Source organism: Halorubrum sp. CGM4_25_10-8A, from assembly GCF_005435025.1.
Classification (GTDB): Archaea; Halobacteriota; Halobacteria; order Halobacteriales; family Haloferacaceae; genus Halorubrum; species Halorubrum ezzemoulense.
In genome coordinates this window covers 114979-134720 of the sequence record NZ_SGTX01000009.1, presented here as the reverse complement: position 1 = coordinate 134720, position 19742 = coordinate 114979, and the positions used below count along the sequence as shown (strand labels likewise).

Genomic DNA, 19742 nt, shown 5'->3' with positions numbered 1-19742 from the left:
GCACAGCCCCGCACCTCGCGCCTCCCCAGCCTCGTCAGTCGCCTCCGCTTCGCTCCGGCGACTGACTCCCTCGCGCGGTGCTGTCTCGCGGCCGCCGATGACGGCCGCTCGTCGGCACGCGCCACCGCAGAAGATTTTCGAGGTCTGCGTCGCCTATCGCAGGAACTCGATCGCGGCGCCCTGCCCGAAGCCGACGCAGAGCGTCGCGAGCCCGCGGTCGGCGTCCTGTTTTTGCATCTCGTGGAGCAGCGTCACGGGGAGGCGCGCGCCCGAGGCGCCGAGCGGGTGGCCGAGGGCGATGGCCCCGCCGTTGACGTTGTACTGGTCCTCATCGATGCCGAGCTCGCGCCGCGAGTACTCGCACTGGGAGGCGAACGCCTCGTTGAGTTCGACGAGGTCGTAGTCGTCGATGTCCGTGCCCGCGCGGTCGAGCAGGCTCCGGGTGGCGGGCACCGGGCCGATCCCCATCACGGTGGGGTCGACGCCGGCGACCGCGTTCGTGCCGACCTCGGCGAGCACGTCGAGCCCGTGCTCCTCCGCGAACGCCTTGCTCGTGACGACGGTCAGCGACGCGCCGTCGGAGATCTGCGAGGAGTTCCCCGCGGTGACGCTGCCGTCGCCGGTGAAGGCGGGCGGCAGGTCGGCGAGCTTCTCGGCGGTCGTGTCCGGGCGGATCCCCTCGTCCGCCTCGACGAGCCCGTCGTCCGTCTCGACGGGGACGATCTCGTCGTCGAAGCGGCCCGACTCGGTCGCCTCGGCGGCGCGCTGGTGGCTACGGGCGGCGTACTCGTCTTGGGCCTCGCGGCTCACCTCGTACTCCTCGGCGACCTTCTCTGCGGTCATCCCCATCTGGAGCTGGAAGATGTTGTACTGTTCAGACAGCTCCGGGTGGAGGTGTTCGTAGGAGTCGCCGTCCATCGGGACGCGGCTCATGTTCTCGACCCCGCCCGCGATGATACACTCGCGGTTCCCGGCGGCGATGGCGTCCGACGCCGAGATGATCGCCTGCATCGAGGAGGCGCACCAGCGGTTGATCGAGGTGGCGGGCACCGACTCACCCAGCTCCGAGAGGAGGGCGATGACGCGCGCGACGTTGTTGTCCTGCTCGGTGCGCTGCTGTGCGACCCCCCACATCAGGTCGTCGACGTGGTCGCTCGTCAGCCCCGTCTCGTCGAGCGCATGGTCGATGAGCGTCGTCGAGAGGTCCTCGCTGCGGACGTCCTCGTAGACGCCGCCGTCTTTCCCCTGCGGTGTTCGGTAGGCGGCCGCGATCACGGGCGTGGTCTCGTCTGTCATGAACGATCACAAGCCCGACGACGTATTAAAACGCCGTGGAACGAGCGAGAATCGATCCGAAGTTTATCGTTTACGCTCTAGCAGGCTCTCGCCGGTCATCTCATCGGGGCGGTCGCGCTCCATCAGGTCGAGCAGCGTCGGGGCGATGTCGCACAGCGACCCGGCCTCGCGGACCCGCTTCGCGCCGTCGTCGCCGTCGGGCGTCAGGTAGACGAACGGGACCGGGTTGTACGTGTGGGCGGTGTGGGGGTCGTCCGCGGTACCCATGTCGTCGGCGTTGCCGTGGTCCGCGGTGACGACCGCGTGCGCGCCGGCGTCGGCGATCGCGGAGAGCAGGCGGTCGAGCTGGGCGTCGACGGCCTCGACCGCCTCGACGGCCGCCTCGAAGTCGCCGGTGTGGCCAACCATGTCGGGGTTCGCGTAGTTCAACACGAGCAGGTCGGGGTCGTCCGACGCGATGGTCTCGACGGCCTCGTCGGTCACCTCGGGCGCGGACATCTCCGGTTGCTGATCGTACGTCGGCACGTCCGGGCTCTCGACGATCGTCCGGATCTCGCCCGGGAACTCCACCTCTCGGCCGCCGTTGAGGAAGTAGGTGACGTGAGGGTACTTCTCCGACTCCGCGATCCGGAGCTGCGTGCCGCCGGCGTCCGCGACGACCTCGCCGATCGTGTTCGCGGGGATCTCCGGCGGGAACGCAACCGGGAACTCAAACGTCTCGTCGTACTCGGTCATCGTCGTCATGCGGACCTCGGGCTGGCCGAGGTCGAACTCCCACTCGGGCCGCGTGTCGGTCAGCATCCGGACCAGCTGTCGGGCGCGGTCGGCGCGGAAGTTGAAGAATATCACCGCGTCGCCGTCGGCGAGGGCGGGCTCGTCGGCGACGAGCGTCGGCTCGACAAACTCGTCCGTCTCCCCACGGGCGTGTGCCTCGCGGGCGGCCGCAACCGCGCTCTCGGCCTCGTTCGGGGCCTCGCGACCGACGATGGCGTCGTACGCCTTCTTCGTCCGCCCCCAGTTCTCGTCGCGGTCCATCGCGTGGTAGCGCCCCGTCACGGTCGCGACGTGACCGGTGCCGCGCTCGTCGGCCTTCGCGGTCACGTCGGCGAGGAACTCGTCGGCGATCTCCGGGGCCGTGTCGCGGCCGTCGGTGAACGCGTGGCTCGTGGCGGGCACGCCCGCGTCGGCCGCGGCGTCGATCAGCGCGAGCAGGTGTTCCACGTCCGAGTGGACGCCGCCGTCGGAGACGAGCCCCATGAAGTGGACGCGGCCGCCGGTCGAGTCCGCGTGGTCGAGCGCGGCCGCGACCGCGTCGTTGTCCGAGAGCGACCCCTCCCCCAGCGCGTCCGTGATCCGGGTGTACGCCTGCTTGACCACCCGCCCCGCGCCGATGTTGAGGTGGCCGACCTCGGAGTTGCCCATCTGTCCCTCCGGGAGCCCAACGCGCCGCCCGTGAACCACGAGGCGGCCGTCGGCCCCGCGCTCCGTCGCCGCGTCGAACGTCGGCGTGTCGGCCGCCTTCACGGCGTCGCGGCGGTCGTGGTCGCCGAGCCCCCAGCCGTCGAGGATGACGAGTGCCGTCTCCATACCGCAGCGTGCCGCCCGGAGGCTAACTACCCTTCGATGGGCGGCATCTCGCTCGCCGCCGCTCGCGTCACGTCCCGGTCGTTCGCTCCGCGTCCCGAGGGTTTACCTCACGTCCCAGCTGTTCACGCCACGTCCCGATCCTCGTCGGCGTGCGAGCGGACCCACAGCTCCCCGATCCGCGAGAGGCTCGTCCGGTAGGACTTCCCGTGCTCCTCGCGTTCGATGTACCCCTTCCCGCCGGGACCGAGCCGGTCGACGTTGTAGATCACCTTCGAGCGGAACGAGTCCGTGTACTCCTCGTTGAGCTCGGCCGCGAGCGTCTCCGCCAGCTCGGAGACGGACTCAAACTCGCCGTGCTCGCCGAGCGTGAACAGCACCAGCTCCTCGAACGGCTTGACGTTCTGGAAAGAGGCGACCGGCAGCTCGATCACGTGGCGGTCGCCGATCCGCTTCGCGCCGATGGTGGTGCCGCGCTCGTCGAACTCCGCGAGGAGGTCCGTGGTGCTCGCGAGCCGATCGGCGACGCGGTCGGGATCGACGCCCGCGTCCGCGAGCGCGTCGGCGTCGCTCCCCTGGTCGAGGTCGCGCAGGAGGTCGCGAGTCGCGCGGAGTTCCTCCGCCAACTCGGTTTCGAGGTACTTCTCGGGGGCGGTGTAGTAGGTGTGGATGCGGTCGCGGTCCGCCTGCCGCTCGACCATTATCGAGTGGGCCGCGGTCGCGAACGCGAAGGAGACGGGCCGGGGCATCGAACAGAGGTTCACCCACACCTCGCGCTCGTCGGACTCGTCGACTCCCTCCTCGCGATCGAGTTCAGCGTTGATCAGGTCGAAGGCGCGCTCGAAGGCGGCGTCGTAGTCGTACACGTCGTCCAACTGCTCGCGGACCGTCTCCGCGCCGAGCAGGTTCTGGAAGTCCTGTTCCAGTTTGCGCGCGATGTTGCGCGAGTACTCGACGTTGGCCTCGCTGCCGACCGTCCCCTCCAAGAGGATCACCCGGTCGACGTCGAACTGGTCCCGGATGAGGGGGGCGATCATCCGGTCGTAGTCGAACCCGACGGGCACGACGTGGGTCTGCATACCCTGACCGTGGGTGTGGGATTCATAAAAACCACCAGATCACTCCGCGACGCGAGCGGTCGCGAACGGAGCCGACCTCGCCGCCGGCGCCCGTCTCGCCGCCGGCGAGCTACCCGTCGCTTCCCGTCCGGAACGACAGGTCGAGCGCCGGCGCGGAGTGGGTGAGCCCGCCCATCGAGATCACGTCCACCCCGGTCGCGGCGTAGTCCGGGACGGTCTCGACCGTGATCCCGCCCGACGCTTCGGTCAGCGCGTCTCCGTCCGCGGCGGCCACGCGCTCAGCCGCCGCCGTCGTCTCCGGGGGCGCCATGTTGTCGAGTAGGACGACGTCGGCGCCGGCCGCGGCGGCGCGCGCGGCGGCGTCCGGGCCCTCGACCTCGACCTCGACGCCCGTCGCGAAGGAGGCGCGCTCGCGGAAGCGCTCGATCGCCTCCGTCAGCCCCAGCTCCGCGACGTGGTTGTCCTTGACCATGACCATGTGCGAGAGGTCAAGGCGGTGGGTGTCGCCGCCGGCGGCCGCGACGGCGCGCTTCTCGACGCCGCGGAGCCCGGGCGTTGTCTTGCGGGTCGCCGCGACCCGAACGTCGTCGTCGACCTCGCGGGCGGCCGCGACCGCGGCGTCGGTCCGCGTCGCCACTCCCGAGGCGTGTGCCGCGACGTTCACGGCGACGCGCTCGCCGCGGAGGACCGCCTGTGCCGGTCCCGCGACCCGCAGCAGCGCGTCGCCGGGCTCGACCGCGGTCCCGTCCGCGACGCGCTCGGTCACGGTCGCGTCGAGGTAGTCGAACACGGCGCTCGCGGCGTCGACGCCGGCCGCGACGCCGGACTCTTTCGCGACGAGCCGGCCGCTCGTCTCGCCCGGCACGTCGTTCGTCACGTCGTGGTGCCCCACGTCCTCGCGGAGCCAGCGCTCCACGTCGGCGTCGGTGAGCATCAGTCGTCGGCCGCCGGCCCGGGTTCGGCGGGCTCGGCGTCGTCCGCGACGTAGTGCGTCCCGACGCTCTCGTCGTTCGCCAGCGCCTGTCGCGTCACCAACAGCGCCGTCACGGTCGCGTTGCGGAGCTCGTACAGCGAGCGCGAGGTCCGCGTCCGGACGTAGGCGTCGACCTCGCCCTTGAGCCGCCGCAGGACGTCGAGCGCCCGTCGGAGGTCAGCGGGGTCGCGCTCGATCCCGACGTGCTCTCCCATCACTCGGCGGAGTCGGCGGGACTTCTCGCGGGCGAACGCTGACGGGAGGTCGGGGTCGCGGTCCAGTAGGTCCGGGGGCGCGACCCGCTCTGGGTCCGCCGGCGCCCCGTCGGAACCTGCCGCCTCGGCCGCGTCGGCGCCCGCCCGGAGCCCCCAGACGAGCCCTTCGAGGAGGCTCGTGGAGGCGAGGCGGTTCGCGCCGTGGACGCCGGTCCGCGCGCACTCGCCGACCGCGTAGAGTCGGTCGAGGGTCGTCCGCCCGCGGTCGTCGACGGCGACGCCGCCGCAGAGGAAGTGTTCGGCGGGCGCGACGGGGATCCCCTCGTCGGGATCGACGCCGCGGTCGGCGCACTTCTCGGCGAGCCCGGGGAACGCGCCCGCGAAGTCGAGCGCTCCCACGTCGAGGCGAACCTCGCCCGTGGCGTCGCGCTCGGCGGCCACGGCCCGCGAGACCACGTCGCGCGGCGCGAGTTCGGCGTCGTCGTGGTACCCCGGCATGAACCGCTCGCCGTCGCCGTTGCGCAGTAGCGCGCCCTCACCGCGGACCGCCTCGCTGACCAGGAACCCCTCCTCGTTCGAGCCCGCGTCGTACGCCGTCGGGTGGAACTGGACGAACTCCATGTCGGTCACGTCGGCGCCCGCGAGCGCGGCCATCGCGACCCCGTCGCCGGTGGCGCCGCGCGGGTTCGTCGAGCGCGGGAACAGGTCGCCGACTCCGCCGGTCGCGAGCACGGTCGCGTTCGCGTACATCGGGACGCGACCGTCGTCCGACGCCACGACGGCCCCGTGGACCCGCCCCTCGCGCGTGATCAACTCCAGCGCGGCCGCGTCGCCGACGACCTCGACGCCGTCGCGTCCGTCGAGGTGGTTCAACAGCGGGACGTGGACGTGCTCGCCCGTCGCCGCGCCCACGTGGAGGATCCGGTCCTCGCTGTGGGCGGCCTCGCGGCCGTAGTCGAACGCGTCGGCGCCCGCCTCGCGGTCGAACTCGACGCCGAGCGTGTCGACGAGCACGTCCCGGACGGCGCCGTCGGCGTTCTCGACGAGCACGTCGACCGCGTCCGGGTCGGCCGTCCCGTCCGAGGCCGCCAGCACGTCGCGCTTGAACCGCTCCGGTCGGTCGCGGGCGACGGCGATCCCGCCCTGCGCCCACCACGACGCGGCGTCCGCGGGGCGCGTGGCCTTCGTCGCCACCGTCACTTCGCGTCCCTCGCGCGCTGCGGCGAGCGCGGCCGTCAGGCCGGCGATCCCCGAGCCGACGACCAGCACGTCTGCGGTCTCGTGGCCCGTCATCTCACACCTCCAGCATGCGGTCGAGCGCGACGCGCGCGAGCTCCTTCTCCTCGGGCGCGACCTCGACGACGTTGCGCTCGCGTCCGGCGGCCAGCTCTTCGAGCACCCACGCGAGGTAGTTCGGGTCGATCTGGCGCATCGCGTTACAGTCCATACACGCCTCGCCGCACAGCGGGACGACGTTCACCTCCGGGTGCCACCGCTGGAGGTGGCGGGTCAGGTGGACCTCGGTGCCGATCGCCCACGTCTCGCCGGGGTCGGCCTCGGCGACGGTCTCGCGGATCGTCGCGGTGGAGCCGACCACGTCCGCCGCCTCGACGACCTCCCGGCGGCACTCGGGGTGGACGACGACTCGCGCGTCCTCGTGGTCCGCCCGGACCTGCTCGACGTGCGACGGGCTGAACCGTTCGTGAACCTGACAGTAGCCGTCCCAGAGGATCACGTCGTTGTCGACGACCGCCGCCGCGTCGGCGGAGGCGGCGTCCCACGGGTCCCACTCGGCGATCTCCTCTTCGAGCCCGAGCCGGTGGGCGGTGTTCTCCCCCAGGTGCTTGTCGGGGAGGAACAGCACTTTGTCGCCCTCGTCGAGGGCGTACTCGAAGGCGCGGTGGGCGTTCGAGGAGGTACACACCAAGCCGCCGTGCTCGGCGCAGAACGCCTTGAGGTCGGCGTAGCTGTTCATGTAGGTGACCGGTACGACGTCCGCGTCGGTCGCGGCCGTCAGCTCCGCCCAGGCCGCGTCGACCTGGAGCGCCTCGGCCATCCCCGCCATCGGGCACGACGCCTCCATGCTCGGGAGGACGACCGTCTGGTCGTCGTCGGTGATGATGTCGGCGGACTCGGCCATGAACGTGACCCCGCCGAAGACGACGTACTCCGCGTCGGCCGCGGCGGCCTCCTTGCTCAGCTGGTAGGAGTCGCCGACGAAGTCCGCGTGCTCGACGATCTCGCGTCGCTGGTAGTTGTGGCCGAGGATTACCACGTCGTCGCCGAGCGCGTCCAGCGCCCCCTCGATCCGTCGCGTTCGCTCGGCCTCGTCGAAGTCGCGGTATTCAGGCGGAAGCTGTTCGAGATTATCGTACTTGAAGAGACTGAGTTCGGTATCGAACTCAGCGGTTTCCATTGCTGTCATAGTGTATTTTCGTCGCGTGCTTTCTCACAGACTCGTATAGTGAAAAGATTTTGTCTTCAATAACCTTGTTCGACTGATTACAAGCTCTTTGAGTTCGTTCAGGTGCGCTATTTTCAAACAGCTCGGGCGGTCTCGCCAGCGATCTCGGGAGCGCGGGCCGGTGACCACTCCCCGGGGGCCGCGAGCCCGACAGACCCCGAGTGCGGTAGGAGCTCCCCGCCGCGGGCGATCCGCCGAGCGAGCGCGCCTCGTGATTCCCGGGATTCGCGGCCCTCGGGATTCGCCGCGCGAGTGCCGCCTCCCTTACGGTTATGACGTGTCATACCGTACCACTATACGGTATGGCGCAAACAGAGGTCAAAGAGGAACTGTACGTCGACCAGTACACGCTCGGCCTCGTCGGGCCCGACCAGGAGTGGGCCGGGACGGTCGCCGACGGCGGCCGGGTGACGACGTACACGCCGCCGGGCTGTTGGGGGCCGATGGTGACGCCGTCGTTCCGCGGCGGCCACGAGGTGACGCGCCCGATCCGCGTCGAGGGCGCCGAGGTCGGCGACGCGGTCGCGATCCACATCCGCGACGTGGAGGTGACGAGCATGGCGACCAGCACGGGCTCGATGGCGGAGCGGGACGAGGCGTTCGGCGACGACCCCTTCGTTGACCACCGCTGTCCCGAGTGCGGGACGACGTGGCCCGACTCCGTCGTCGAGGGCACCGGCGAGGACGCGATCCGCTGCGCGGAGTGCGGCGCCAACGCCTCCTCGTTCGGCTTCGAGTACGGGTACACCGTCGCGTTCGACCACGAGAACGCGGTCGGGATCACCCTCGACAAGGACGGGGCCCACGAGCTCGCGACCGACGCGGAGCGCGTGATGGACATTCCCGAGAACGCCCGCCAACACCCGATCCTGCTGTACGAGCCGGACGGGATGCCCGGAACGCTGGGTCGCCTCCGCCCGTTCATCGGGAACATCGGCACCACGCCGCCGGTCACCATGCCCGACTCGCACAACGCCGGCGACTTCGGGCAGAACCTGATCGGCGCCGACCACGACTACGGCGTCGAGACAGAGGACGACCTCGACCTGCGCACCGACGGCCACATGGACGTGCCCGAGGTCCGCGCGGGCGCCACGCTGATCTGCCCCGTCGTCGTCGACGGCGGCGGGGTCTACGTCGGCGACCTCCACGCGAACCAAGGTGACGGCGAGCTCTCCCTCCATACCACCGACGTGAGCGGGACCGTCACGATGGACGTGGAGGTGATCGAGGACGCCGACCTCGACGGCCCCGTCCTCCTGCCGAACGAGGAGGACCTCCCCTTCATCAGCGCGCCCTACAGCGACGAGGAGATCGAGGCGGGCGACGACCTCGGAGACGAACACGGCGTCGACATCGACACCGACGCCGCCCCGATACAGGTGATCGGCTCGGGCGCGACCGCCAACGACGCCACGCAGAACGCCTTCGACCGCGCCGGGACGCTGCTCGGCATGAGCGAGGGCGAGGTCCGCGCCCGATGTACGTTCACTGGGGGCGTCCAGATCGGCCGGCTGCCGGGCGTCGTCCAGCTCGACATGCTCGTGCCCGCGGACGTGCTGGAGGAGTCCGGCCTCGGCGACGTGACGCGCGAACAGTACGGGCTGTAAGTCGGAGCGTCCGTCGCCGCGGTCGATCGCCTCGCTATTGCTGCCGGCGGACCGACGGCACGCACCGGCAGAGCCCCGGTCGCTCGCCGATAGGTGACTGCTGGCCGAGCGGTGACGACCACCGCAATATCCTCCGGCCTCGTGTCCCACGCCTCTCACCGCCGCGCCCGCCCGCGCCCGGCGGTCGTCCGCGACGGCCCCGCCGGGATCCGGCGCGTCGGCCCCTGTGCCTCCGCCCTCTCTCGCAGGCGCTCGACGCGCTCGTCGGTCGACGGGTGCGTCGATAGCCAGCGCTCGGCCGCCCCGTCGGTCCGCTTGTGCGTCGAGAACGGGGCGAACGACCACGTCGGATCGGTCGCGCGCTCGATCCGGCGGAGCGCCCGCGCGAGCGCCACCGGGTCGCCGGTCACCTCGGCCGCGCGGTCGTCGGCCGCGAACTCCCGCTTGCGCGACCGCGAGCGAGCGACGAGCGTCGCGAGGACGAATCCGGCGAACAGCGCGCCTGCGAGCGCCCGGTGGAGCCGCGCGAAGGAGCCGGACCGGTCGCCCGGTCGCCCGCGGATCCACGCCGACGCGGCGGCGAGCCCCGACAGCGCGAGCAGCGCCGGGAGGGCCACCACGGTGGCGATCCCGACCAGCGAGCGCCCGATCCCGTCGGCCATCGCGATCGCGAAGCCGTCGTTCCCCTCCAAGTGCGCCAGCTCGTGCGCGAAGATTGCCTCGATCTCGCGGGGGGCGAGCAGCCGGAACAGCGACCGGTCGATCACCAGCGCGCCGCCGTCCGCCCCGCCCCCGACCGCGAACGCGTTCGGCGCGCGGGCGTCGGTGACGTACAGCTTTGGGCGCGCGACGTCCATCCGCGCCGCGAGCGAGTCGACCCGGCGGTGGAGGTCCGGCGCCCGCTCCCGGGGGACGCGGTCCCCCTCCAGGTTCGCGAGGATCTGCGCGGTACCGAGCCGGTAGCTGAGGTACGCCGACCCGAGCGCGGCGGCCGCCAGCAGCGCGAGGAGGACCAGGAGCTCAGGGCGGGCGGCCCAGACCGCGCGCAGCAGGTCGGCGACGAACAGCGCCGCGGTCAGGTAGACGGCGAGCAGGGCGACACCGACGACCGCCGCGGCCGCGCGAAACGCGAGCCGAGACATGGCCGGAGCTACGCGACGGCGGGGCAAACGCGTTGCGGCCGGGGCGGTCGCGGCGGTCGCCGTCGCCGCGTCGCGACGGCTCGCCGCCCGGGCTCTCGGCGTCCCGACCTCACCCACCCGCCACGCCGGAAGGAAAAGCGGTAATTCCCCGGCGGCGAAACCGGCTGTCATGGACGCACGCGTCCGCGAGCACGCCGAGATAATCGCCGACCACGCCACCGGCATCGAGTCGGGCGACGACGTGGTCATCCAGATGCCCAAGGAGGCCGAGGACCTCGCCGTCGCGCTCCACGAGGTCTGCGGCGACCGCGGGGCGAACCCGATCTACCTCAACTACTCGAAGCGCGCCCAGCGCGCCTTCAAGCGCTCCTCGGAGGAGTTCACCGAGCCGAGTCACCGCCGGGCGCTCTACGAGGAGGCCGACGTGTTCGTCATCGCGCGCGGCGGCGCGAACGCCACCGAGGACGCCGACATCGACCCCGAGACCAACGCCGCGTACAACCGCGCGATGGAGGACGTCAAGCGGACCCGCCTCTCGAAGACGTGGTGTCTCACGCAGTACCCGACCGCGAGCCACGCCCAGCTCGCCGGGATGAGCACCGAGGCGTACGAGAACTTCGTGTGGGACGCCGTCTCGCTCGACTGGGACGAACAGCGCGAGTTCCAGTCGAACATGGTCGATATCCTGGACGAGGCGGACGAGGTTCGGATCGTGTCCGGCGAGGAGACCGACCTCACGCTCGACGTGTCGGGGAACTCCACGCTCAACGACTACGGCGAGGCGAACCTCCCCGGCGGCGAGGTGTTCACCGCGCCGACGCGCGACGGCGTCGACGGCGAGGTCCACTTCGACCTGCCCCTCTACCGCTACGGCCGCGAGATCGACGGGGTCCGGCTCCGGTTCGAGGACGGCGAGGTCGTCTCCCACTCCGCCGAGCGCAACGAGGATCTCCTCTCCGGCATCCTCGACACCGACGAGGGCTCGCGTCGCCTCGGCGAGCTCGGCATCGGGATGAACCGCCAGATCGACCGGTTCACCTACAACATGCTGTTCGACGAGAAGATGGGCGACACGGTCCACATGGCGGTCGGGTCGGCTTACCCGGAGACGGTCGGCGAGGAGAACGCGGTCAACGAGTCCGCCGAACACGTCGACATGATCGTCGACATGAGCGAGGACTCGGTTATCGAGGTCGACGGCGAGGTCGTCCAGCGGAACGGAACGTTCGTCTTCGAGGACGGGTTCTGAGGCGGCCGGCGTATCGAGCGCCGTCGCCGCGCGCCGCTCACGCCGACTCGGCGGCTCGCTCCGCCCTCCGGCGACCGAACGCCGCGTACGCGACGAGGAGGACGCCGAACAGCCCGACGGTGCCGAGCGCGGCGGGGACCGGGTAGTCGGCGAGCGGCGCGATCTCCCCCTCAGGCGTCCCGAACACGTCGACGACGCCGGTGCCAACCGACAGCGCGAGCACGGCGAGCCACATCGTTCCGACGGCGTACCCGAGCGGGACCAGTCGGTCCGTGCGTGCCGCGTGCGCGACGACCGCGCCGCCGCCGAGGACCGGGAGCGCGACGAGCGGGCCGGTCGGGTCGGGGAGAAGAACGCTCCCGCCGAGCGCGATCGCCGTCCAGTAGACGACGACGGCGACGGCCCTGCGGAGCGGGTCGGGGACGGACATGGCGTGAGCGTTCGGGCGGGTGGCACAAAACGGTCCGGGGCGTCCCGCCGCCCGCGCGTTCCCGCGGACACCGCGGCGACATTTATATCGCGAGGACGCGTACGGACCGGTATGCCCGAGGAAGTCATCTTCGAGTCCGAGAGCCGGCGGAGCCGCGAGGAGATTGCCGCGTACCTGCGGACGGTCGCGGACTCGCTCGACGACGGGAGCGCGATCACGCTCAGACGCGGCGAGGAGTCGACGACGCTGGACCCCCCCGCGAGACCGACCTTCGAGGTGAAGGCGGAGCGCGAGGGGCCCGCGGAAGGGCCGGGCGAGCTGAGCGTCGAATTCGAGCTAGAGTGGGACGAGAACGGCGGCGAGGAGAGCGCGGACGGTGAGCTAGAGATCGAGTAGTCGGACTGTTCCGGGGTCGGCGACGAGAAGGGTGCGTCTCGTTCGCCGCCGACAGTCCCCCGTTCGCCGTCGACCGCCCGCCGTTCGTATATCGACCGCGTCGCGCGTGTCGCGCTACGGGACTTCGCCGGGGACCTCGACGAACGCGTCGCGTGCGGAGAGGTGATCGAGCGTGTCGTCGACCTCGACGCGGACCGACTCCATCCGGTCGAGGAGCTCCTCGTACTCGTCGGAGTTCGTCGTGCCCGCGGCCTCCAGCGCCGCCTTCTTGGAGGCGAGCGCGAAGAACTCCTGGCTGCGCTCGTCGAACGCGGCGCGGTGGAGCAGCACCTCGACGAGCGTGACCAAGTCCTCCTTGGTCACCGGCTTCGTCTTGTAGTCGTCGAACGGCATCTCGACGATGTCGACGTCCGGCTCGACGGCGGTCAGCATCGCCACGCGGGCGTCGTACCCCTCGTCGCGGATCGCGTCTAACACCTCATGGCCCGACATGTCGGGCATCCGTCGGTCCAGGAGGACCACGTCGACCGCGTCGTCCATCACGTCGAGCGCCTCCTCGCCGCCGGTCGCGATCCGGACGTCGTAGGACGGGTCGAGGTACACCCGATACAGTTCCGCGAGGTCCGGCTCGTCGTCGACCGCGAGGACGGTCGCGTCCGGATCGCCCGTCATTGGCGGGACCTCCCGGTCCGTCCCTCGCGGTTCGCGAGCGCCGGACCGGCGCGTCTGCCCGCCGTTCGTGCGTCCATACGCGGGTGTTAGCTCACCTCCGTCTAAAACGTTGACTCCTAATTATCGTATTTGATACCGCAGGAGGCTGACGGCGTTCACCCCCGCTCCGGGGGCCCGGCGGTCGCGCTCGTCTCGCCGATCCAACGGTCTCTCCGTGACCCAAAGGCACATTTACGCCCGCATCCTATTCCGGATAACGAATGTCTCACAGCCCGTCACTCCCCGACCGCCCGCGGTTGGAGCTCGACCCCGAGATGAGCGACGCGGAGCGGCTGGAGGCGATCCGCCAGCACTACCGGCGGATCGTTCAGGTGAACGATGAACTGGAAGATCGGCTCGCCGACGCAGAAGGGCGCCGCGGCGAGCTGAAGGACGACGTCGAGCAGCTGAAACGCGAGAACGAGGTCCTGAAGACCTCCTCGCTGTACATCGCCTCCGTCGAAGAGATCACCGACGACGGCGTCGTGATCAAACAGCACGGCAACAACCAGGAGGTCCTCACGCAGGCCGCGACGCGGCTCGACGAGAACCTCCGTCCCGGCGACCGCGTCGCGATCAACGACTCGTTCGCGGTCCAGCAGGTGCTCGACGACGAGACCGACTCCCGGGCGCAGGCGATGGAGGTCACCGAGTCCCCGGAGGTCGAGTACGCCGACATCGGCGGCATCGACGACCAGATTCGGGAGGTTCGCGAGGCCGTCGAGGACCCCCTCGAGAACCCCGAGCAGTTCGAGACGGTGGGCGTCGAACCCCCGAGCGGCGTCCTGCTCCACGGCCCGCCGGGCACCGGGAAGACGATGCTCGCGAAGGCGGTCGCCAACGAGTCCGACGCGACGTTCATCAAGATGGCCGGCTCCGAGCTCGTCCGGAAGTTCATCGGCGAGGGCGCGCGGCTCGTCCGCGACCTCTTCGAGCTCGCCGCCGAGCGCGAGCCCGCCGTCATCTTCATCGACGAGATCGACGCGGTCGCCGCCAAGCGGACGGACTCGAAGACCTCGGGCGACGCCGAGGTCCAGCGCACGATGATGCAGCTGCTCTCCGAGATGGACGGCTTCGACGACCGCGGCGAGGTCCGGATCATGGCCGCGACCAACCGCTTCGACATGCTCGACGAGGCGATCCTGCGTCCCGGCCGTTTCGACCGCCTCATCGAGGTGCCCGAGCCCGGTCCGGAGGGCCGCGAGCGCATCCTCGAAATCCACACCGCGGACATGAACGTCGCCGACGGCGTCGATCTCGGCGTCGTCGCCCGCGACCTCGACGGGTACAGCGGCGCGGACATCGCCTCGCTGGCGACCGAGGCCGGGATGTTTGCCATTCGCGACGGCCGCACCGAGGTGACGCAGGCGGACTTCGAGCAGGCCCGCGATAAGCTTCAGGACGCGGATACAGAGGACGAGCAGGTCATCAACTACCAGTACTGAGGCGACTGCGACTACGTGATTGAAGTTCGGTTTTTGCGAGGTGCTGTTGCGCCCGTTTCTTCGGCTGAAATTCCAGCGGTTCGTTTATAAATAGTTGACTGTGGATCGGCGGCGACCACCGCCAAAGCCCCAGCCGTGAGGCGGGCGCAGGCGATGTAAGCACCGCAGCGAGTGAGCGGAGCGCAACGAGCGAGGGGCGCAACGAGCGTGCGCCCGCCTCACGGCTGCCCCTTTGAGTCCCGCCCGCACCGCGCAGCACCGCACCTCACGCCTCCCCAACCTCGTCGCTCGCTGCGCTCGCGACTCCCTCGCGCGTGCTGCTCGCGGCCTACCGGCCGCTCGCAGGCACGCGCCACCGCCTTTTTATGAGTGTGATACTCTCCGCGCCGGCGGGCGGGTTCGTAACCCCTTACCGCGCTCGCCGCCGATTCGCCGGTAATGAACACCATCCACGTCGCCGGCGGCGTCGGCGTCGCCGACACGGCGATGGCCTCCTACGACGCCGCGCTCGCGGACGCGAACCTCCACAACTACAACCTCGTGGCGGTCTCCTCGGTCGTCCCCGCCGAGGCGACCGTCGAAGCGGTGTCGGAGGCGCCGGATCTGGGTCCCGCTGGAAACCGGCTCACGGTCGTCGAGGCGCGCCGGACGATCGGTCCCGGGGACGAGGTCGACTTCCGCGAGGGCGGTCGCGCGGGCGCCGAGGGCGCCGAGTCGAAGCGCGCGCCCCGCCGACATCCCGACGCGGTCGCGGGGCTGGGCTGGGCGACCGGCCCGGGACCGGGACTCTTCTACGAGGTGACGGGGGAAGATCCCGAGGGCGTCCGCGACCGGATCCACGCGGGGCTCGACGCCGGGGGCGACCTCCGCGACTGGGACCTCCCGGACCGCGAGACGCGCGTCGAGACGGTCGCCGCCGAGCCGGACCGGTACGCGACCGCGGTCGTGGTCGCGGCGTACGGCGAGTCCGAGCCCATCCTGTAGCCGGCACGAGCGGTCCGGCGTCGGGTCGAAACCGCGGTCGCCGCCGCCGACGCCTTTTTGACTCGGCTCCGCGTACTTGTCGTGTCTTCGAATGAACGGCAACAACCCGTACGCCGGGGCACCGGGTGTGACGGACGCGGGCCCGCCCGCGGCCGTCGACCTCTCTCCGGACCAGGAACGGCAGCTCCGGCGCGCGGTCGCCGGAATCGTATCGCGCACGGAATCGTATCTGCCCGACAGCTACGCCGTCGGCTCCGAGCTGTCCGTCGGCGCGAACGGTCCGCAGGCGACGGTCGCCGTCAACCCCCCGGCCGGCCACCCCGTCTCGGCCGGCTTCACCCCCGACCCGGAGGACTTGGACGCCGGCATCGCCGAGTCCGACACCGACGAGGTCGCCCGCGGCCTCGCCGCCAGCGCGGCGGTTCAGGTGATGGACGCGGTCGGCGACATCACGCCGACCGCGAAGTGAGCTCCGGCTAACACGCAGTCCGACCGTTCTTACCGGTCCGCGCCGTTCCGCGCTCCGTCGCTTTCTCCCGTGCCCTCCGAGTCGTCGCGCGGGTACACCCGCAGGTCGCCCTCGCCCGGCGGCCTCAACGCGCCCGTGACGCGGCCGTACATGCCGAAGATGTCGTCGTATCCCTCCTCGCTCGCGAGGATCGGGACCAGCCCCGGCTCCTCGACGCGGTGGGTGTACACGTCGTCCTCCGCGAACACGGCGCCCTCCGGGATCGCCTCGAAGTTCGCGAAGTGGACGCGCGGCTCGCCGCCGCCCTTCGGCACCTCCTCGTCGCCTTTCACCACGACCGTCTCCGAGAACGTCGGCGGCTCGTCCGCGATCGCGCCGTGAACGCGGAGGAACGCTCGACACGCCTCGTGGCCGAACTCGACGGCCGCCTCGCTCCCCTGTCGGCCCACCTCGATCGAGACGGTGTGCGGGATCGTGGAGTCGAGCGTCGTCGACCGCAGGCCGCTCGCGTCGACGACGTGGTCGACCGGGAGCCCGGTGACGGTGCGGCGGACGGACTCCGTGAGGTCGCTGAAGATGGCGAACGGCGGCGGGGCGCTGTGGGAGGTGTGGAGCGCGAGCACGGCGTCGAACTCCTCCAACTCGGCGGCGAGCCGCGGCGCCAGCGCCCGCTCGTACTCGTCGCTGTCGGCGTCGCCCGGGAAGGCCCGGTTCAGGTCCGCGTCCGTGTAGCGCGTCTCGGCCGCGATCGCCGGTTCGTTGGCGAGTATCAGCCGGACGAGTCCGTCGGACTCCACGCGGTCGTCGTTCGGGTCGAGGGGTGGGAGTTCCTCGGCGAGCCGCTCCACTATCCGGACGCCGGCGGGCTCGTCGCCGTGGATCCCGCCGACGATCGCGACGCGGGCCGACCCCGCCGACCCGCGGTCGATCGTTTGCATACCGTGGGTACGACGCGGTCGGCCAATAAATCGTCGCGATCCGCGCGCGGGGATCCTCAGCGGTCGAACCGCTCCGCGATCGCGGCGCGGTACCGGCGCGCCAGCCGCCGCGCGACGAACCGGTCGCGTGGGTCCACGCCGAGGAGTCGGAGCGCGGCCGCGTACGCCGCGAGCCCGATCACGCTCCCCCCGAGGACCACCGGGAGACCGGTCAGCAGCGCCCGGACCGCGAACATCGCGGCGGCCGCGACGCCGCCGGCCGCGAGCGGGGTGAGGAACGTCCGGTCGAACGGCCACAGCCCCTCGAAGCGGCGGAGGAGGACGACCTGGATCCCGTTCTGGACCGCGATGGCGAGCGACGTGCCGAGCGCGGCGCCGACGAGCCCGTAGCGGACGACGAACGCGTACGTCAGGCCGACGTTGAGGACCGCGAGCAGCCAGTCGAGCGCCATCCGCGCGTACTGGTGGTCCGTCATCATCAGCAGCCAACCGGTCGCGCCGACCGCGCTCCCGACGAAGACGCCGCCGAGGTAGACGACGAGCGGGAGGTACCCGGCGACGTACGCCTCGCCGAACAGGCCGAGTATCTCCCGGCCGTACACCACGAGCGCGGCGAGTATCGGGACGACGGCCGTGACGATCTGCCGCGTGACGGAGCCGTACACCTCGTTGAGCGTCGCCGTCCGGTCGTCCGCGTACAGCTCCGAGGCGACCGGCGGGAGCAGTTGGTTGAAAGATAAGAGCGGGATCCACGCGACCGCGATCACCACGAGGACGACGTTGTACACGCCCGCCGCGGTCGCCGTCAGCAGCGCGCCGACGAGCAGCACGTCGACGCGGTTCTGGAACACCTTCCCGAGGCTACTCATCGCGACGGGCGCGGCGTGGTCGTAGAAGCGGCGCGCCTCCGCGCGAGCACCGCGGAGCGTCGGGCGAACACCGGTGACGGACGCCGAGAGGGGGACGGCGGCCGCGGCGAGCAGTCCCGTCGCGGCGACGATGGCGCCGGCGACGCCGACGACCGAGTAGCCGAGCGCGAGCGCGCCGACGGCGCCGACCAGCCGGACGCCCGGGCGCAACAGCTTGTTGAACAGGACCTCGCCGCGGGCGGACCCCACCGCGCGGAAGAGCGCGGACGCGACCATCACGACCCCGAGCAGCCCGACGAGGCCGCCGAACGCGCGCATCGTTCCCGTGAACGCCGGCTCGGTGACGGTGCCGGCGTTTATCTCCGGCGCCGCGAGCCAGACGCCGACCGCGATCGCGACCCCGAACCCGATCGTCGTCCCGTACGCGAGACCGGCGACGGCGCCCTGCCGGCCCGCGTCGTCCGCGTACTCCGGGAGGTACCGCTGGATCGCGGGGACGCTGCCGAACGTCACGAGCCGGGAGCAGAGCTGAGCGATCCGCCACGCCAGCGCGTACACGCCGTAGGCGGTCGGGCCGAGCCCGCGGGTCAGCGCGAACTCGGCCGCCGCGATCAGCGCGCGCTGGCCGGCGACCCCGCCGGAGGTGAGCACGGCGCCGTGCGCGATCGTCTCTAACGCCTCGCGCTCGTCGTCGGGGATCTCGCCGCGCTCGCGCTCGTCGTCGGGCTCGGTCGCCGCCGCCTCGCGTTCGCTCTCCACGGTCGTCTCTGCCGATCCGGTCGCGGTCGCGCAAAAAAAGGAACGCGTTTCGCAGCCGGCCCGACCGGACTCGCGGTCCCGCGGCCGCGACCTACCAGCGCTGGTGGACGTGTTCGCGCACGTGTTCGTCGTACACCGCCGCCGCGGCCTCGCGCTCGGCGTCGGAGAGCGCGGCGGCCACGCTCGCGGCCGCGTTCGCCCGGATGTGGTCTGGGGTCGTCGAGCCCGGGATCGCGGTCGAGACGGCGTCGTGGTCGAGGATCCAGCGCAGCGCGAACTCCGAGAGCGGCCGGTCGTCCGGCAGGCGCTCGTCGAGCGCGTCGGCCGCGTCGAGGCCCGCCTCGAAGGGGACGCCGGCGAACGTCTCGCCCACGTCGAAGGCGTCGCCGTCGCGGTTGTAGTTCCGGTGGTCGTCCTCGGGGAACTCGTCGTCGCGGGAGAGCGTGCCCGTCAGCAGCCCCGAGGCGAAGGGCACCCGGCAGATCACGCCCACGTCGCGCGCGGCGGCCTCGTCGAGGAACAGCTCCGCGGGCCGCTGCCGGAACGGGTTGAAGACGATCTGGACGCTCTCGACGCCGGGATACTCGATCGCCTTCAGCCCCTCCTCGACGCGCTCGACGCTGACGCCGTAGGCGTCGATCCGACCTTCGGATTCGAGCGTCGCGAGCGCGTCGAACGTCTCCGGCCGGTAGTACACGTCCGTCGGCGGGCAGTGGAGTTGGACCAAGTCAAGCGTCTCGACGCCAAGGTTCTCCCGCGAGCGGTCGACGAATCGGCGGAGGTTCGCCTCCGTGTACCCGTCGGGCTCGTGGGGGTCGAGTCGGCGACCGGCCTTGGTCGCGACGGTCACGTCGCCGGCCGCGATCTCGTCGGCGAGCGTCTCGCCGAGGATCCGCTCAGAGCGACCGTCGCCGTACACGTCGGCGGTGTCGAAGAAGTCGATCCCGGCGTCGCGCGCAGTCTCGACCGCCGCGACCGCCTCGTCCTCCGTGACCTCGCCCCAGTCGCTCCCGATCTCCCACGCGCCGTAGCCGACCTCGCTGACCTCGCCGACATCGCCGAGTTCGCGGTGGTTCATACTGTCCGCTACTGATCGCGGCGGGGGCAAGGGCGTTCCGGAGGCGGCGAG

General features: G+C 71.2%; 18 protein-coding genes. 6 read left to right on the top strand and 12 right to left on the bottom strand.

What is annotated here, in order from left to right; all coding sequences use genetic code 11:
* Positions 1 to 153: 153 nt before the first annotated feature.
* The 6 genes from EXE52_RS11360 to nadA all read right to left on the bottom strand — a co-directional run bounded on the left by EXE52_RS11360 (position 154) and on the right by nadA (position 7572).
* The gene (locus EXE52_RS11360; RefSeq protein WP_089308121.1) at positions 154 to 1296 is read right to left on the bottom strand and encodes a thiolase family protein; all 1143 of its coding nucleotides are present in this window, start codon (positions 1294 to 1296) and stop codon (positions 154 to 156) included.
* Between the two features lie 63 nt (positions 1297 to 1359).
* A complete protein-coding gene (gpmI, locus tag EXE52_RS11355) occupies positions 1360 to 2883 on the bottom strand; it encodes a 2,3-bisphosphoglycerate-independent phosphoglycerate mutase (RefSeq protein ID WP_089308122.1) in 1524 nt (507 codons plus the stop codon).
* A gap of 122 nt (positions 2884 to 3005) precedes the next feature.
* The gene (locus EXE52_RS11350) at positions 3006 to 3959 is read right to left on the bottom strand and encodes a DUF6293 family protein (RefSeq protein ID WP_049931568.1); all 954 of its coding nucleotides are present in this window, start codon (positions 3957 to 3959) and stop codon (positions 3006 to 3008) included.
* A 109-nt stretch (positions 3960 to 4068) separates the two neighbouring features.
* Positions 4069 to 4893 (bottom strand): carboxylating nicotinate-nucleotide diphosphorylase, encoded by an 825-nt coding sequence (gene nadC / locus EXE52_RS11345; protein ID WP_049931569.1) that lies wholly within the window; start codon positions 4891 to 4893, stop codon positions 4069 to 4071.
* Positions 4893 to 6440 carry an L-aspartate oxidase gene (locus EXE52_RS11340; RefSeq protein WP_089308123.1) on the bottom strand — a complete coding sequence of 516 codons (1548 nt, stop codon included), beginning with the start codon at positions 6438 to 6440 and terminating at the stop codon, positions 4893 to 4895. Before EXE52_RS11340 ends, nadC begins: the two co-directional genes overlap by 1 nt.
* Before the next feature lies 1 nt (position 6441).
* Positions 6442 to 7572 (bottom strand): quinolinate synthase NadA, encoded by a 1131-nt coding sequence (gene nadA, locus EXE52_RS11335; protein WP_049931571.1) that lies wholly within the window; start codon positions 7570 to 7572, stop codon positions 6442 to 6444.
* Positions 7573 to 7913: 341 nt separating this feature from the next.
* Between nadA and EXE52_RS11330 the strand changes: the two genes are divergently transcribed.
* Positions 7914 to 9221: an acetamidase/formamidase family protein gene (locus EXE52_RS11330; RefSeq protein ID WP_089308124.1), complete on the top strand. Its 1308-nt coding sequence runs from the start codon at positions 7914 to 7916 to the stop codon at positions 9219 to 9221.
* 155 nt (positions 9222 to 9376) lie between these two features.
* On the opposite strand, the gene EXE52_RS11325 is transcribed toward EXE52_RS11330, so the two are convergent.
* On the bottom strand, positions 9377 to 10363 hold the full coding sequence (locus EXE52_RS11325) for a M48 family metallopeptidase (RefSeq protein WP_089308125.1): 987 nt from the start codon (positions 10361 to 10363) through the stop codon (positions 9377 to 9379).
* 169 nt (positions 10364 to 10532) lie between these two features.
* Between EXE52_RS11325 and EXE52_RS11320 the strand changes: the two genes are divergently transcribed.
* Positions 10533 to 11612 carry an aminopeptidase gene (locus tag EXE52_RS11320; protein WP_089308126.1) on the top strand — a complete coding sequence of 360 codons (1080 nt, stop codon included), beginning with the start codon at positions 10533 to 10535 and terminating at the stop codon, positions 11610 to 11612.
* 37 nt (positions 11613 to 11649) lie between these two features.
* Here the strand turns inward: EXE52_RS11320 and EXE52_RS11315 are convergent, their stop codons facing one another.
* Positions 11650 to 12042: a hypothetical protein gene (locus tag EXE52_RS11315; protein WP_089308127.1), complete on the bottom strand. Its 393-nt coding sequence runs from the start codon at positions 12040 to 12042 to the stop codon at positions 11650 to 11652.
* 111 nt (positions 12043 to 12153) lie between these two features.
* Between EXE52_RS11315 and EXE52_RS11310 the strand changes: the two genes are divergently transcribed.
* Positions 12154 to 12438: an amphi-Trp domain-containing protein gene (locus EXE52_RS11310; protein ID WP_089308128.1), complete on the top strand. Its 285-nt coding sequence runs from the start codon at positions 12154 to 12156 to the stop codon at positions 12436 to 12438.
* Positions 12439 to 12552: 114 nt separating this feature from the next.
* Here the strand turns inward: EXE52_RS11310 and EXE52_RS11305 are convergent, their stop codons facing one another.
* Positions 12553 to 13110 (bottom strand): response regulator, encoded by a 558-nt coding sequence (locus EXE52_RS11305; RefSeq protein WP_089308129.1) that lies wholly within the window; start codon positions 13108 to 13110, stop codon positions 12553 to 12555.
* Positions 13111 to 13370: 260 nt separating this feature from the next.
* On the opposite strand from EXE52_RS11305, the gene EXE52_RS11300 reads away from it, so the two are divergent.
* The 3 genes from EXE52_RS11300 to EXE52_RS11290 all read left to right on the top strand — a co-directional run bounded on the left by EXE52_RS11300 (position 13371) and on the right by EXE52_RS11290 (position 16047).
* Positions 13371 to 14594 carry a proteasome-activating nucleotidase gene (locus EXE52_RS11300; protein WP_086216599.1) on the top strand — a complete coding sequence of 408 codons (1224 nt, stop codon included), beginning with the start codon at positions 13371 to 13373 and terminating at the stop codon, positions 14592 to 14594.
* 438 nt (positions 14595 to 15032) lie between these two features.
* Positions 15033 to 15578, top strand: coding sequence for a pyruvoyl-dependent arginine decarboxylase (locus EXE52_RS11295; protein WP_049931579.1), 546 nt, complete (start codon positions 15033 to 15035; stop codon positions 15576 to 15578).
* A gap of 91 nt (positions 15579 to 15669) precedes the next feature.
* Positions 15670 to 16047 (top strand): DUF5811 family protein, encoded by a 378-nt coding sequence (locus EXE52_RS11290; RefSeq protein WP_089308130.1) that lies wholly within the window; start codon positions 15670 to 15672, stop codon positions 16045 to 16047.
* A 29-nt stretch (positions 16048 to 16076) separates the two neighbouring features.
* Here EXE52_RS11290 and EXE52_RS11285 read toward each other — a convergent pair whose 3' ends face one another.
* From EXE52_RS11285 to EXE52_RS11275, 3 genes are all read right to left on the bottom strand, one after another.
* Entirely contained in the window at positions 16077 to 16985 is a 909-nt protein-coding gene (locus EXE52_RS11285; RefSeq protein WP_049931580.1) for a succinylglutamate desuccinylase/aspartoacylase family protein, read from the bottom strand.
* A 56-nt stretch (positions 16986 to 17041) separates the two neighbouring features.
* A complete protein-coding gene (locus EXE52_RS11280; protein WP_137703724.1) occupies positions 17042 to 18613 on the bottom strand; it encodes a lipopolysaccharide biosynthesis protein in 1572 nt (523 codons plus the stop codon).
* Positions 18614 to 18704: 91 nt separating this feature from the next.
* The gene (locus tag EXE52_RS11275; protein WP_089308132.1) at positions 18705 to 19691 is read right to left on the bottom strand and encodes an aldo/keto reductase; all 987 of its coding nucleotides are present in this window, start codon (positions 19689 to 19691) and stop codon (positions 18705 to 18707) included.
* Positions 19692 to 19742: the final 51 nt, after the last annotated feature.

What these genes read in the sequence shown, in the direction of transcription:
- EXE52_RS11360 (WP_089308121.1), bottom strand. Translation starts at nt 1,296, where the DNA reads ATGACAGACGAGACCACGCCCGTGATCGCGGCCGCCTACCGAACACCG.
- gpmI (WP_089308122.1), bottom strand. Translation starts at nt 2,883, where the DNA reads ATGGAGACGGCACTCGTCATCCTCGACGGCTGGGGGCTCGGCGACCAC.
- EXE52_RS11350 (WP_049931568.1), bottom strand. Translation starts at nt 3,959, where the DNA reads ATGCAGACCCACGTCGTGCCCGTCGGGTTCGACTACGACCGGATGATC.
- nadC (WP_049931569.1), bottom strand. Translation starts at nt 4,893, where the DNA reads ATGCTCACCGACGCCGACGTGGAGCGCTGGCTCCGCGAGGACGTGGGG.
- EXE52_RS11340 (WP_089308123.1), bottom strand. Translation starts at nt 6,440, where the DNA reads ATGACGGGCCACGAGACCGCAGACGTGCTGGTCGTCGGCTCGGGGATC.
- nadA (WP_049931571.1), bottom strand. Translation starts at nt 7,572, where the DNA reads ATGACAGCAATGGAAACCGCTGAGTTCGATACCGAACTCAGTCTCTTC.
- EXE52_RS11330 (WP_089308124.1), top strand. Translation starts at nt 7,914, where the DNA reads ATGGCGCAAACAGAGGTCAAAGAGGAACTGTACGTCGACCAGTACACG.
- EXE52_RS11325 (WP_089308125.1), bottom strand. Translation starts at nt 10,363, where the DNA reads ATGTCTCGGCTCGCGTTTCGCGCGGCCGCGGCGGTCGTCGGTGTCGCC.
- EXE52_RS11320 (WP_089308126.1), top strand. Translation starts at nt 10,533, where the DNA reads ATGGACGCACGCGTCCGCGAGCACGCCGAGATAATCGCCGACCACGCC.
- EXE52_RS11315 (WP_089308127.1), bottom strand. Translation starts at nt 12,042, where the DNA reads ATGTCCGTCCCCGACCCGCTCCGCAGGGCCGTCGCCGTCGTCGTCTAC.
- EXE52_RS11310 (WP_089308128.1), top strand. Translation starts at nt 12,154, where the DNA reads ATGCCCGAGGAAGTCATCTTCGAGTCCGAGAGCCGGCGGAGCCGCGAG.
- EXE52_RS11305 (WP_089308129.1), bottom strand. Translation starts at nt 13,110, where the DNA reads ATGACGGGCGATCCGGACGCGACCGTCCTCGCGGTCGACGACGAGCCG.
- EXE52_RS11300 (WP_086216599.1), top strand. Translation starts at nt 13,371, where the DNA reads ATGTCTCACAGCCCGTCACTCCCCGACCGCCCGCGGTTGGAGCTCGAC.
- EXE52_RS11295 (WP_049931579.1), top strand. Translation starts at nt 15,033, where the DNA reads ATGAACACCATCCACGTCGCCGGCGGCGTCGGCGTCGCCGACACGGCG.
- EXE52_RS11290 (WP_089308130.1), top strand. Translation starts at nt 15,670, where the DNA reads ATGAACGGCAACAACCCGTACGCCGGGGCACCGGGTGTGACGGACGCG.
- EXE52_RS11285 (WP_049931580.1), bottom strand. Translation starts at nt 16,985, where the DNA reads ATGCAAACGATCGACCGCGGGTCGGCGGGGTCGGCCCGCGTCGCGATC.
- EXE52_RS11275 (WP_089308132.1), bottom strand. Translation starts at nt 19,691, where the DNA reads ATGAACCACCGCGAACTCGGCGATGTCGGCGAGGTCAGCGAGGTCGGC.